Raw genomic sequence first — 12930 nt, 5'->3', positions numbered from 1 at the left:
CGCTGGGCTCTAGTTTTGGATCTAGCGCTTGACCCGACTCCGGACAGCGAGGACGGCCAGACCAAGGAGGACGGGTTCGCCGAGCCGCGAGGCCATTTCGGTATAAGTGCCGGCGGTGGTCAGATCTTGGCCGGAGGATCGGAAGATCACCGAGTTGATCACCACCCGCAACGCCTTCTCGAACCGCTCGGTTGTCGCGCGCTGCATCAAAGGCCCGGTGGGGTTGACCGGGTCCGGGGCTTCGGTGACCAGATTGAGCGTCTCCCCGACGTGCACCTGGGGGCCGGTGGTGGTCGGCTTGGGCGCATCGACTGGGATGCCCCACAGCATCATGGTCGCCACGGTGGCGGTCATCGCTGCAGCGAGCCAGGCCAGGGCGCGAGAGGCGCGGAGGCCGTATCCGGAGATGGCCCAGTACACCGTCAGCAGGGTTCGTTCGGTCCATGTCGTGTCGGTGTGGTCATGGCGGCGCATCTCGCATTCGCCGTAGTAGAAATCAGCGGCTCCCGGTTCGTTCTTGCTGTCCTCAAAGGCTTTGCGTAGCTGCCGGTAGGTGGCGGCAATGGTCTCCGGCCCCGGAGTACAAGTTGGATGCTGTGGACCTGGCCGCCACTCCTGTGAGGAGGGCCGTTGCCCTGGTGTGGGGCGGTCGGCGGTGGCGGCGCGCCAGTAGTGCTCTTCGGCGAGAGTGCGCCGACGGGACCATCGCAGCGCCATCGGCCCGCGGCGGTGCCAGCCCGCTGGAGGGTGGGCGAAGGTGGTGCGGCCCTCGATGCGGAGTTGGTCCAGGTTCACCGTGCCGGCGAAAAGGCAGTCGGTCAGGTCCACGTCCGTCAGCGCCAGGTGCACGGCATCCAGTCCGTTGAGGGCTGTCATCCGCACCCTTGGGTCTCGGTCCTTCTCCAGTGTCGACTCGGACAGGTTTCTGCCGTGTTGGTCGGTGAAGGATTCTGGTGCTGCTGCGACAGTGACTGGAAACTCCAGTACTGCTCCGGCCAAGTCCACCTCGGCATAGCGCAGCCGCAGGGCCGCCGTGGATCGCCACCGTGTCCGTCGGCACGACGCTGCTCTGGACGCCATCTGCATCGTCACCGGCGCGCCGAACACCGCACGATCGAGCGCCACCGTGCCATCACATATCAGGGGCCCCAGTTGCGGCGTCGTCTCGAACCGGGCTCCGTCGAACCGGGCATCGCCGTTGAAGGTTGCACAGTCGAACTTCGCCTCGTCGTTGAAGGTCACCTCGTCGAACCGGGCATCGCCGTTGAAAGTTGCACGGTCGAATTTCGCCTCGTCGTTGAAGGTCGCCTCGTCGAACCGGGCGCCGCCCGTAAAGATCGCCCTGTCGAAGCTGGCCTTGCCGGTGAAGGTTGCCTTGTTGAACCCCGCCTCGCGGTTGAAGATTGTCCCGTCGAACCCGGCTTCGCAGTCGAACGTCGTGTGTTTGAACCAGATCTCGCCGTTGAACGTCGCTGCAAACCCGGCGCCGCGGGTGAAGGTCGCCCCCATGAACAGGGCGGAGCCGGTGAAGGTCACCCTTCTGAACAGGGTCCAGTGGTTGAAGGTCACCCAGCCGAACTGGGCGTCCTGGTCGAAGGTCACGTCGAGGAACGTGGCGTGGCCGTTGAAGGTTGCACCGTTGAACAGGGCGTGGCCAGTGAAGGTCATCTGGCGGAACCAGACAGTGTCGTTGAAGGCCGCCTCGCCGAACGCAGCGTCGTCGGTGAACGTCGCCTCGTCGAACGCGGCGTCACCGTTGAAGGCTGCATGGGCGAACCCGGCGTAGCCGTTGAAGGTTCCCGAGTTGAACCCGGCGACGCCGTTGAAGGTTGCACCGTGAAACGTGACGCCATCGTTGAAGGTCGCCCCCTCGAACTCGGCGACACCGTTGAAGGTCGCACCATGAAACGTGACGCCGTCGGTGAAGGTCGCCCCTTTGAATTCGGCATCGCCGTTGAAGGTTGCTTCGTTGAACCGGGCCTGGCCGAGCTCTGGTCTCTCCGTGGTGGGCGCGCACAGGGCATCGAGCAGCCGACGCAGCAGGGATGCGGTGAAAGGGGTGCCACGGTGGTCGATGTCGGCGCCAGGAGTCAGTGCCGCCAGATAGGTGGCGCGATCAGCCTCGTCTACGTGAGCCAAGCACACTGTGCATCCGGGGACGTGGATACCGGGGCAGCCGACCGGATTGTCCGAGGTGGCACCGTGGCCGCAGTGCGGCCACGGTGGAGCGGTTGTCGGTGGTTCAGGCGTTGAGGACGTCACGCTACGAATGACGATCGAGCACCGCCAGTCAGTTTCCACCCGGAGACGGCAAGGGCTGACACCTCCACGGTGCACCCAGATGAACAGGGGCCCATGGTGGCGGGTGAGGCGGCTCGGTGGGTCGGCCGCCTCGGGCCGTTGCTCGCACTCCAGCCCCGCGAGCGGTTCCGCAAGGACGCCGGCTTTCCCAACGCTTCCACGTTCACGGACACTTCCACGTGCACGGACACTTCCACGTGCACGGAGACGGAGGGCATACCCAGGGGTTGGCGACGCTGATCTCGACGGAAGCGAAGATCATTGAGGTGGGATCGATCCGACCGCGCGCTCGTCTTCGGCCCAAGTTCCCGCCGTGTGTACGGTTTTGAGCACACACAGGAGTCATCTGTCACCGGGACGAGTTCGGCTGAGCGACGTTGTCGGGGAATGGCCTTCGCTGGGGAACGACGCTGCGGCAGCAGTGCGTTACGGCAGTACGTCTGCTTCAGCGAGCGGTCGCGGGCGGGCCCAACCGCAACCGCGGGCGCGGCTCCACGGGTTCGTCGCGAGCCTGCGCCCACAGCGAGCGGACGTGGCCGAGGTGCCGGGCCATGCAGGCCTCGGTCCCTTCGACGTCGCCGTTCAGCATCAGATCCAGCAGCTCCAGATGCTCCTCCGCCGAAGGCACCAACTCGTCCCGCTCGTCAAGGCGTTTGAGACCGTAGAGGCGGGAGCGTTTGCGGAGATCGCCGACCACGTCGACGAGCCTGTTGTTGCCGGTCAGCCCGAGCAGGGTGAGGTGGAAGCGCCGGTCGGCCTCCAGATAGCCGATGAGGTCGTGCTTGCGCGCGGCGTCGACGATCTCCTGGGCGACGGGCCGGAGCTTCTCCAGCTGTTCAGGGGTGGCGGTCCCGGCGACGCGGCCCGCCATCGGAACCTCGATCAGGGCGCGGATCTCCGTGTACTGGTCGAGGTCGCGCTCGCTCACCTCGGTGATACGGAAACCCTTGTTCCGTACCGGCTCGACCAGACCCTCGCGGGCGAGGTCGAGCATCGCCTCGCGCACCGGGGTGGCCGAGACACCGAAGTCGGCAGCGAGCCCCGGGGCCGAGTAGACGGTTCCCGGCCGGAGTTCGCCGGCTATGAGCGCTGCGCGCAGGGCGTGGGCGACCTGGTCGCGGAGCCGCTCTTGAGCGGTGATCGGGTTGCGCTGCTGCAGGGCGCCCATCGCGGTCCTCCGATGCTCTGCGGAGTCCTCAGCGTACAATGTCACGTTTCCCCGGCGAGCCCCGAACTCCCCTGTGACCAGGAAGAGGAGACCCCGGCGGAGCGGGGCCTCCTCACGGTGTCCGCAACGGTTCGTTGCTCTACGGATCCAGGGGCCTTGCGGATCATCGACCTTGCGGGTCCCTCGGCTTGCCGATCCACGGTCGCACCGATCCACGGTCGCACCGATCCACGGTCGCACCGATCCATGGTCGTACCCATCCACAGTCGTACGGACCCGCGGAGCCGTGCGCGATGGGTGGACCGTGCGCGGTGGGGGGCGGCGCGCGGACGGATGGTCAGGCCGCCGACGCGAAGACGGGAAGGTAACCGCCCGACTGCCCCGCGGCCTTCGGGTGGTAGGAGTTCTCGATGGGCAAGGTCACGCTGTGAATCCAGGAATCACTGGAGCAGATCTCGTGACCGGAGAACGTGGTGGTCACATCACCGAAGCTGAAGCCGTGGTCAGCGGCGCGCTTGGCGGTCGCGGCGTTGAGGTCGTCGGACGCGGCGTTGAGCGCGGAACGTTCCTTCTCGCTGAGCCCCGCGATGCAGGAGCCGCCCAGCTTGTAGAGGCGAGGGTAACCGAGCACGACGACATGGGCGTTGGGGGCGCGACCGGCGATGGCCGCGTACACCTCGTCGAGCTTGCCCGGCAGGGTCGTGGCGACGTACGCGCGAGCCTCCTGCACGCGCTGCAGACAGGTGCTCTCGGAGCTGAGGACGCAGGTGGACATGACGTCGGCGAAGCCGGCGTCATTGCCGCCGATGGAGATGGAGACCAGGCCGGTGGACGTATTGAGAGGACCGAGCTGACCGGCGAGAACGTCGCCCGTACGAGCTCCCGAGCAGGCGGTGAAGCCGAAGGACGCGGGTGAGTGGGCGGCGGCCCAGAGCGCGGGATACGACTTGGTGCTGCGCTTGCAGTTGCCGCTCCCGCTGTCGTAACTCCCGGCGCCGACGCCGGAGGAGTAGGAGTCGCCGAGGGCCACGTAGTGGGGGGCGGCGGCCCGTTGGGCCGCATGAGCGGCGCCCGCCCCGGTCAGGGCGAGCGCTGCGGTGAGAACGGTTGCGGACATCACTGCCGCACATCGGAACAGTTTCATGGAACCTCCCTTAGCAGGACCTCTGCCACATATGTCGTAGCAGCGCCGCAGCAACACGGGAAGTGTTCATGTCAAAACTGACGATGAGCCCATATATGTGACCGGGGGATCTTGACGTGCATATGACATCCCGTCAGAACTCTTGTTCCTTTGAGGGAGAGCGTGGACTCTTCAGAAGGGCCCGGCCGGCACCCATGTTCGGGCCCCTCGCGCACGAACTCCCCGTGCGCTCCCCCCACATGCGCGCAGTACCACAGCGCGCCACTCCTGAGGAGGAATCCCTCGCGATGGCAGTGATGCGTACCACCTCGAGCAGGGTCACCACGGCGATCACCGCAGCGGCGGCCGCCGCGCTCCTCGGCGGACTCACCGCACTTCCCGCCGACGCCGCCCCCGCGGACGGCACGATCGTCGGCGCCGGCGCCTCCGACGCCGTCAAGGGCAGCTACATCGTCACGTTCAAGCAGGGCAGCGGCCTCAAGTCCGCCTCCGCCGAGGGCAAGAAGCTGGTCGCCGCTTACGGCGGCACCGTGCTGCGGATCTACCGCGCCGCGCTCAACGGCTACGCCGTCCGGCTGGACGCGGCCGGGGCACGACGGCTCGCCGCGGACCCTGCGGTGGAGAAGGTCTACCAGGACCGGAGAGTCAGTATCGGGGCCACCCAGGACAACCCGCCGTCCTGGGGCCTCGACCGTATCGACCAGGCGGCTCTGCCGCTCGACCAGAAGTACACCTATCCGGACAGCGCGGGCAGCGGCACCACGGTGTACGTCATCGACACCGGAGTCCGCATCAGCCACGCCGACTTCGGCGGCCGAGCCGCCGACGGCTACGACGCGGTGGACAACGACAACACCGCACAGGACGGGCACGGGCACGGCACGCACGTCGCGTCCACGGCAGCGGGCACCGCGCACGGCGTGGCGAAGAGCGCGAAGGTCGTGGCCGTGCGCGTGCTCAACGACCAGGGCTCGGGCACCACGGCGGGCGTCGTCGCGGGCATCGACTGGGTGACGCAGAACCACAGCGGCCCGTCGGTCGCCAACATGTCGCTCGGCGGCGGCGCCGACGAGGCCCTCGACACCGCCGTCAAGAACTCCATCGCCAGTGGCGTCACCTACGCGGTGGCGGCGGGCAATTCGAGCGCCGACGCCGAGGGCTTCTCCCCCGCGCGGGTACCCGAGGCGATCACGGTGGGCTCGACGACCAACGCGGACGGCCGCTCGTACTTCTCCAACTTCGGTGCCCGGCTGGACATCTTCGCACCGGGCTCGGACATCACAGGTGCCTGGAACACCTCGGACGACGCCACCAACACCATTTCGGGTACGTCGATGGCCAGTCCGCACGTCGCCGGCGCGGCGGCGGTCTACCTCGCGGGGCACACGAGCGCCACGCCCGCCGAAGTCGCCCAGGCCCTGAGTGACGGTGCCACGCCCGACGTGGTGACAGACCCCGGCAGCGGCTCGCCCAACAAGCTGCTGAAGATCGTGGAGTGACCTTTCCTGAAGCGGGCACCAGGCACCGCTCCTGACACAAAGCGCGGCGGGCGCACATAGAGAAGCCTGGCGGAGGCGTCATACGGCGCACTGACCAGGCGCCGTACGCAGCGCACAGACGACGCGCCGCAAGGGGAGGCGCAGGCGTACGGCGATGCGCCCGCGGCCGCCAACACCCCGCCGTGGACCGGCGATCGACGGTCCACGGCGGGGTTCTCCATCGGACCGGCAAGAGGTCCGCGTCGTCGCTGCCGAGCACGCGCCGCCGCTCCGGGAGCGGAACCAGGCCCGTGTTCAACGTGGCGTCGTCCGCCCGAAGGGCTGGCCCCGCGACCTCCGCCGGGCAGATGGGACTTGGAAGACGGCGCCTAACCCGCGAGCAGGACGCGCAGTGTGCTGTCGAGGTGACTGGTGACGGCGACCCGCGCGGCGTCGGCATCGCCGGAGACCAACGCATGGAGAAGCGCCCGGTGTTCGGCCAGCACCACCTCCTGCCGGCCCGGCTGATTGTGGAGCGCGGCGAAACCGACACGGATCTGACGGCTGCGCAGCCCGTCGTAGTGCCGGTCGAGGAGGGTGTTGCCAACGCCCGCGACCAGGGTGGCGTGGAAGAGGTGGTCGGCCGCGATGAACTCCCGGCGCTGGTCCGGGCCGGTGAGCGCGCTCTGGCGCTCCAGGATCTCGGTGAGGGACCGGGCCGGCACTTCGCCGCTGCCGATCACGTGCTCCGCCGCGTAGCGCTCGACGATCCCGCGCAACTCCATCAGCTCGGTGATCTCCCGGCCGGAGAGCGGGGCGATGTGGGCACCGCGCTTGGGCACCAACTGGATCAGGTCCTCGGCCGCGAGGAGCAGCAGCGCTTCGCGGATCGGGGTGCGGGAGACGCCGATCCGATCGGCGATCTCCTGCTCGGTGAGGAATCTGCCCTGCATCTCCGGGTCGGCCAGCACGACCTCCTTGAGGTACGTGTACGCCTTCTCACGGCCGGACTGCACGGGCACCCCCAGAACGCGCATACAGCTCGTATACGAAAGCTACCACGGGTGGCGGGCGGTTCCTCGGGGGAACTTCGGGCCAGGCACCGGGAAACCTGGATGCGTATGGCCGATTCGTGCCGGATCATGGGCGGCATGTGTGCCGACCGGCCGTACGACGACGACAGGAGGCAGATCCTGCCCGCTCCCGACAGCGACCCGGACCGTGCTCCCGAGGCCCAGCAGGCCTTGCACGCCCCGCCCGACAGCGTGCTCCCCGAAGGCGTTGCCCCCGACGGCGTTCTTTCCGAAGGCTCCATCGCGGATGGTGCGGTCACTGATGCAGCGGTCACGGACGGCGCGGTCGGGGACGGCGCGGACCGGACGGACAGCGCAGTCACGGGCGGCGCGGACCGGACGGACGGCGCGCTCACCGGTGACGCTCCGGCCCCGCCCGGCGCACCCGCCTCCTCCGACGGGCTGCCGATCCGGCTGACGATGGACGACAGCGATTCGCCGTCCGATGTCGTGGACGCGCTGTTCCTGGGCCGGTTCGCGACGGGCGAGCAGCCCTGGTCCCGCAGTTCCTCCATCGACCGCGTCAAGTCGGGCCTGACGCTGCTGCCCCCGGGTGCCACGGTGCTCCGCTCCGCGCGCGACGACGACCGCAGCGCGCTCCTCGCGGAGGGCGACGGCTGGACGGTGCTGGTGTCGCGATGGAACCGCGGCGCGGACGTGACCGTCACGGCGGTCGACGACGAACTGGCGGAGAAAGTGCTGCGCCGCTGCGTGGACGGTGCCGAGGACGAGCCGGAGCCGCAGCCGGAGAATGTGACGATGGGTTTCTGGTACGTGTCGCCGCGACGCGGCCCGCACCGTACGACCCGTCAGATCTCGGCCGGGACGTGGGAGGAGATCCGGCCCCATTACACGGCCCCGGTGGCCGAGGCGATGGGCCGGCTGATGGAGATCACGCCGGACGACATCGCGGGGCGGCTGCTCCTCCTGCACGGTCCTCCCGGTACGGGCAAGACCTCGGCGCTCAGAACGCTGGCGCGGTCGTGGCGCGAGTGGTGCCAGGTCGACTGTGTGCTCGACCCGGAGCGGCTGTTCAGCGACGTCGGCTATCTGATGGACATCGCGATCGGCGAGGACGACGGCTCGGCGAAGGGCCGCTGGCGGCTGCTGCTGCTCGAGGACTGCGACGAACTGATCCGCGGTGAGGCCAAGCACACCGCGGGCCAGGCCCTTTCACGGCTGCTCAACCTCACGGACGGCCTGCTGGGCCAGGGGCGCAACGTCCTGGTGGGAGTCACCACGAACGAGGACCTGGAGCGGCTTCATCCCGCCGTCGTACGGCCAGGCCGCTGCCTGGCCCGGATCGAGGTGGGACCGCTGACCCGGCGCGAGGCGCTCGACTGGCTCGGCGGGGACGACCAAGGCGGCGAGGCAGTCGGGCGCGACGGTGCGACGCTGGCCGAGCTGTTCGCGCTGCGCCGCGGCACCGGCCCGGCGTCGGTCCCGCACCAGCCGCCGGACCAGAACGCCGGGCTATACCTCTAGTGAGCGGCACCAGCCCGCCGAACCTCGTGTTCTCCGCCTCGCAATCCGGGTCAGCGGTTTCCCGCGCGCGCCGGCAGGCCGGGCGCACGCGTCACGTACGGCTGTGTCATGAGCCGTACGTGGCGCGGAGAGCTTGCTCGACCGCCGTACGCGCCGAGGCATGGTCCAGGCCCAGACGGCGGGCGCGCTGGGCATAGGCCGAGGCCGCCGCGGCGGCCTCGCGTTCGGCCGCCTCTCCCGCCGGGGCGATGAACGTCCCGTTCCGGCCACGCGTTTCGATCACACCGTCCGACTCCAACGCGCGGTACGCCTTGGCGACGGTGTTCGCCGCGAGCCCCAGCTCCTCGGCGAGCCCGCGGACCGTCGGAAGCCGGTAGCCGACCGGAATCGCCCCCGAGTGCGCCTGGTCCGCGATCTGGGCCCGGATCTGCTCGTACGGTGCGTCGGCTGCGTCGATGACGACGGTGACCTTCAGGCTCACGGGGGCTCCTGGGGACGGGGCCGGGCTGGGCATGCCGCGGAGGCGCCGCTGTACTCCGGCTTCGGCGGGCTGAACGTCAGTGCTGCTCTTTGTCGCACTCATTGTGTGGGAAGACGGAAGGGCGAGCGCGGCGGGGCACACGAAAAGGCGAAGCCCGTCACCGGATCGGCGACACGAGTCCCGGAGGCATGGCTACCGCTTCATGGCCGAAAATGCCCGGGTATCCGGAGGCGGTGAGGTGGCCGGGAGCCTTATGGCACGGTCCGGGAGCCGAGCGTCATAGGCGATCGAGTCGCCGGGACGGTGCCAGTGCAGGACGAAGCGGCTGCCTGCCCGGTAGGCATCCAGCCCGGCCCTGCAGTACGCGACCATGTCGTCGGGCAACGCGTCCAGCGGGAACCAGTCGAGCTGCGAGCACTTGCCGGGTTCGCGGTTGACCGGCTCGCCGCCCGCCGCATACAGCGCCTCGAAGAACCAGCCCATGCGGGGCTGCGCGCTGTCCTCCGGCGCACGGTGCTGCATCACCAGCGCGACTCGCAGGTCGCCGGGCCGCAGCTCGAGTCCGGTCTCCTCGCGCGCCTCACGGATCACGGCCTGCAGCACGTCCTCGCCGTCCTCGGCATGACCGGACGGGGCGTGCAACAGCCCGTCCGCGTAACCGGTGTTGGCCCTGCGGGCGAGCAGTACGTCGCCGCCGCGGCGCAGGATGAGGTGGACGTCGACGACCTCGGTGTGGCGGCGGGGTCCGGCCGGTTCGGTACCGGACCCCGACGGTTCCTCATGTGCGGCGAAATCCGGTCGTGCAGGGTCCGGCCGGTTCGCGGATACGGGGTGCACCACCATGGCGTAGCGCTCGTCGTCGACCCGGCGGCCCCACAGAAGGGGATCGCCGGAAAGCAGCTCGGTACTGAGCCGGGTGGCCAACGAGGCGGCAAGCGCGGCGAGTTCGGCGGAACGGATGCCGACCGGCGTCGTCGTGCCCCAGAGTCCTTCGATCAGAACGAGTCGCCCGCCCGGTCGCAGCAGTGCGGACCAGCGGCGCAGCACGGCCGCAGGATCATCCATCATCCACAGCACGTGGCGGGCGAGGACGACGTCGAAGCGCCGCTCCCCCACCGGAGGTTCCGACGCATCGCCGACGAGGACGCGCGCCCCCGTACCCTCCAGCTTGGCCCGCGCGCGGGCGGCCATGGCGGCCGAGAGGTCGACGGCTGTGATCCGGTGGCCCAGGTCGGCCGCGAGCCGGGACAGGCTGCCCGTGCCGCACCCGAGGTCGAGGACGTCTGACGGCTCATCCGGCAGCCAGTCCGCCAGCCGCCCCGCCCAGGCCGCGCGCACTTGCGGATCGCGCAGCCCGTGATCCGGCTCGTCGTCGAACCGGTCGGCCGCCCCGTCCCAGTACGCGGCCGTACCCGTGATTTGCTGAAGATCGCTGTCATCGCTCACACCGGGATCGTCGCACCGGCCACTGACAACCCGATGCCACCGGCGCTCCGGACCCCTTCCCGGCGCGCGGACACCACGGACACCGCCACCCGGCACGCGGACACCACCGCGACCCGGCACGCGGACACAATCGCCACCCACCACCCGGCACGCGGACACAACCACCACCCACCACCCACCACCCGGCACGCGGACACCACCGCCACCCGCCACCCACCACCCGCATCCCGCGCCGAGGCGCGCCCCCCTCGCACCGCTCGCGATAGTGGATCCGGTGGCACCGATCGGTCCGCCCGCGCGCCGTCTCCTCGTAGCCGCGGCGCTCGTAGGTCCGCTGGTTCTTCATAGTCAACGCACGGGTGTGGACCGCATGGTGGCCTTCACACCCGCGTCCATGGGGGCTGGGCGTCCACCGGTCCTCTCGACGTACGGGTGGTACGCGGCCCGGGTGACGGTCCGCACGGCGGACGCGTCGGCCGGGTCGCGGATCGGATGACGGTGTCGTCCGTCATCGGCCCGTCGTCCCCAGCCCGCGGTGGCGCTGCCTGCGGGTGGCGAGGCGCAGCGCGGGCGGCTCGGCGCGCAACGCGGCCAGTTCGGCGCCGAGGATGTCCCCGAGGCGGGTGAGGAACGCACCCGCACGGTCGGCCGCGTCGCCCTCGCCGATCTCGTCCGTCTCCTCGACGATACGGTCGGCGATGCCATGGGCGAGGAGGTCGGAGGACCGTACGCCCTGGCGGCCCGCGACCTCGTAGGCCCGCTCCGTCGTCCGGTACAGGATCGCGGACGCGCCCTCCGGCGGCAGCGGCGAGAGCCAGGCGTGGCGGGCGGCGATCACCCGGTCCGCGGGCAGCAGCGCGAGTGCGCCGCCGCCCGCGCCCTGGCCGAGCAGCAGACACAGGGTCGGCGCGGGCAGTGTCACGAGGTCGGCGAGGCAGCGGGCGATCTCCGCGGCCAGTCCGCCCTCTTCGGCCTCGCGGGAGAGTGCGGCGCCCGCCGTGTCGACGACGGTGAGCAGCGGCAGGTCCAGTTCGGCGGCGATCCGCATGCCGCGCCGGGCCTCGCGCAGCCCGGCGGGTCCGAGCGGCGGGGCGGCCTCACCGCGCCGGTCGTGGCCGAGCAGCACGCAGGGAGTGCCGCCGATACGGGCGAGGGCGAGGAGCAGCCCGGGGTCGTGCTCGCCCGCGCCGGTGCCGCTGAGCGGCGTGACGTCACGGCATGCGACCTTCAGCAACGCCCGTACGCCGGGGCGGTCGCCGCGCCGCGAGCGGCGGATGGACTCCCCGGCGGACGGTGCGCGCCCGTCCCCAGGGCGCATGTCCGCGAAGGGGCCCTCGGCGGAGGCGGCGTCCGAGGAGGGCCCGTCCGAAGCGGGCGGGCCGGAGGAGAGCGTCGCGCCGTTCCCGCCGGGCCCGGTGCCGGCATCGTCACCGGCGAGAACGTCCAGTGCCCGGGCCGCTGTCCCGGCGAGCTGATCCGCCGGCAGGACCGCATCGACCAGGCCGTTGGCCATCAGGTTCTCGGCGGTCTGGACGCCTGGCGGGAACTCCTCGCCGTAGAGGGCCTCGTGGACGCGGGGGCCCAGGAAGCCGATGAGCGCGGCGGGTTCGGCCGCGGTGAGATGGCCGAGGGACCCCCAGGAGGCGAGGACGCCTCCGGTGGTCGGGTGCCGGAGGTAGACCAGATACGGCAGTCCCGCCGCCTTGTGATCGGTGATGGCCGCGGTGACCTTCACCATCTGGACGAACGCGACCGTGCCCTCCTGCATCCGGGTGCCCCCGGAGGCGGGCGCGGCCAGGATGGGGAGGCGTTCTGCGGTGGCGCGTTCCACGGCCCGGACGAGCCGCTCGCCCGCGTCGATCCCGATGGACCCGGCCAGGAAACCGAATTCGCAGGCGACGACCGCCACCCGCCGCCCTCGGATCCTGCCCTCACCGGTGATGACCGACTCGTCGAGGCCGGTGCGCTCGCGGGCGCGCTCGAGGTCGGCCCGATAGTCCGGATCCTCGGTGCTGATCTCCACCGGCCGGTCCCAGCTCTGCCAGGTACCGGGATCGGCGACGGCCTCGATGAGCCGCAGCGCGGCGGACGAGGTACGGGGGCGGGCTGCGCTCATGGGGGACACCTTGCCACGCCGGTGCCCGGGCCCCTCTCAGCGCCCCTCGGCTGCGCTGCACCACGTGCCGGACGGGCTTTCTGTTGCCTCGCTTAGAGGTGCCTCAACCGCACCATAAGGATCGCCTCCGGCCCGCCCCAGCAGGGGATTTCACCGCTCCGCGGGGCTAGCGTGCTGAGCGCCGTGACGGGCGGGCGACACCTTTGGTGGCCCACGGGGCCGTGCCGACGGTTCCGTC

Annotated in this window: 9 protein-coding genes; 2 read left to right on the top strand and 7 right to left on the bottom strand. The window is 70.2% G+C overall.

What is annotated here, in order from left to right:
- Positions 1-21 precede the first annotated feature (21 nt).
- The 3 genes from AB0M26_RS06480 to AB0M26_RS06470 all read right to left on the bottom strand — a co-directional run bounded on the left by AB0M26_RS06480 (position 22) and on the right by AB0M26_RS06470 (position 4613).
- Positions 22-2139: a pentapeptide repeat-containing protein gene (locus tag AB0M26_RS06480; RefSeq protein ID WP_365255445.1), complete on the bottom strand. Its 2118-nt coding sequence runs from the start codon at positions 2137-2139 to the stop codon at positions 22-24.
- Positions 2140-2746: 607 nt separating this feature from the next.
- Positions 2747-3469 (bottom strand): GntR family transcriptional regulator, encoded by a 723-nt coding sequence (locus tag AB0M26_RS06475; protein ID WP_365255852.1) that lies wholly within the window; start codon positions 3467-3469, stop codon positions 2747-2749.
- A gap of 337 nt (positions 3470-3806) precedes the next feature.
- Entirely contained in the window at positions 3807-4613 is an 807-nt protein-coding gene (locus AB0M26_RS06470) for an SGNH/GDSL hydrolase family protein (RefSeq protein WP_365255442.1), read from the bottom strand.
- Between the two features lie 287 nt (positions 4614-4900).
- Between AB0M26_RS06470 and AB0M26_RS06465 the strand changes: the two genes are divergently transcribed.
- The gene (locus AB0M26_RS06465; protein WP_365255439.1) at positions 4901-6112 is read left to right on the top strand and encodes a S8 family peptidase; all 1212 of its coding nucleotides are present in this window, start codon (positions 4901-4903) and stop codon (positions 6110-6112) included.
- 368 nt (positions 6113-6480) lie between these two features.
- Here the strand turns inward: AB0M26_RS06465 and AB0M26_RS06460 are convergent, their stop codons facing one another.
- Complete coding sequence (locus AB0M26_RS06460; RefSeq protein WP_365255436.1) at positions 6481-7128, bottom strand: GntR family transcriptional regulator; 648 nt, start codon at positions 7126-7128, stop codon at positions 6481-6483.
- Positions 7129-7212: 84 nt separating this feature from the next.
- Here AB0M26_RS06460 and AB0M26_RS06455 point away from each other — a divergent pair, with 84 nt between their 5' ends.
- A complete protein-coding gene (locus AB0M26_RS06455; RefSeq protein ID WP_365255433.1) occupies positions 7213-8649 on the top strand; it encodes a DUF5925 domain-containing protein in 1437 nt (478 codons plus the stop codon).
- A gap of 106 nt (positions 8650-8755) precedes the next feature.
- Here AB0M26_RS06455 and AB0M26_RS06450 read toward each other — a convergent pair whose 3' ends face one another.
- The 3 genes from AB0M26_RS06450 to AB0M26_RS06440 form a co-directional block, all read right to left on the bottom strand.
- Complete coding sequence (locus AB0M26_RS06450) at positions 8756-9130, bottom strand: GntR family transcriptional regulator (protein ID WP_365255430.1); 375 nt, start codon at positions 9128-9130, stop codon at positions 8756-8758.
- 192 nt (positions 9131-9322) lie between these two features.
- Positions 9323-10576: a methyltransferase domain-containing protein gene (locus AB0M26_RS06445; protein WP_365255427.1), complete on the bottom strand. Its 1254-nt coding sequence runs from the start codon at positions 10574-10576 to the stop codon at positions 9323-9325.
- Positions 10577-11084: 508 nt separating this feature from the next.
- A complete protein-coding gene (locus AB0M26_RS06440) occupies positions 11085-12692 on the bottom strand; it encodes a carboxyl transferase domain-containing protein (RefSeq protein WP_365255424.1) in 1608 nt (535 codons plus the stop codon).
- Positions 12693-12930 lie beyond the last annotated feature (238 nt).

The sequence above is a fragment of the Streptomyces sp. NPDC051776 genome, from assembly GCF_040681345.1.
GTDB lineage: Bacteria > Actinomycetota > Actinomycetes > Streptomycetales > Streptomycetaceae > Streptomyces.
Note: the sequence above shows the minus strand (reverse complement) of the source record. Positions and strands in the feature narration are given on the sequence as shown.

Coding starts and splice junctions, on each gene's coding strand:
- AB0M26_RS06475 (WP_365255852.1), bottom strand. CDS start 3,469: ATGGGCGCCCTGCAGCAGCGCAACCCGATCACCGCTCAAGAGCGGCTC.
- AB0M26_RS06470 (WP_365255442.1), bottom strand. CDS start 4,613: ATGAAACTGTTCCGATGTGCGGCAGTGATGTCCGCAACCGTTCTCACC.
- AB0M26_RS06465 (WP_365255439.1), top strand. CDS start 4,901: ATGGCAGTGATGCGTACCACCTCGAGCAGGGTCACCACGGCGATCACC.
- AB0M26_RS06460 (WP_365255436.1), bottom strand. CDS start 7,128: ATGCGCGTTCTGGGGGTGCCCGTGCAGTCCGGCCGTGAGAAGGCGTAC.
- AB0M26_RS06455 (WP_365255433.1), top strand. CDS start 7,213: ATGGCCGATTCGTGCCGGATCATGGGCGGCATGTGTGCCGACCGGCCG.
- AB0M26_RS06440 (WP_365255424.1), bottom strand. CDS start 12,692: ATGAGCGCAGCCCGCCCCCGTACCTCGTCCGCCGCGCTGCGGCTCATC.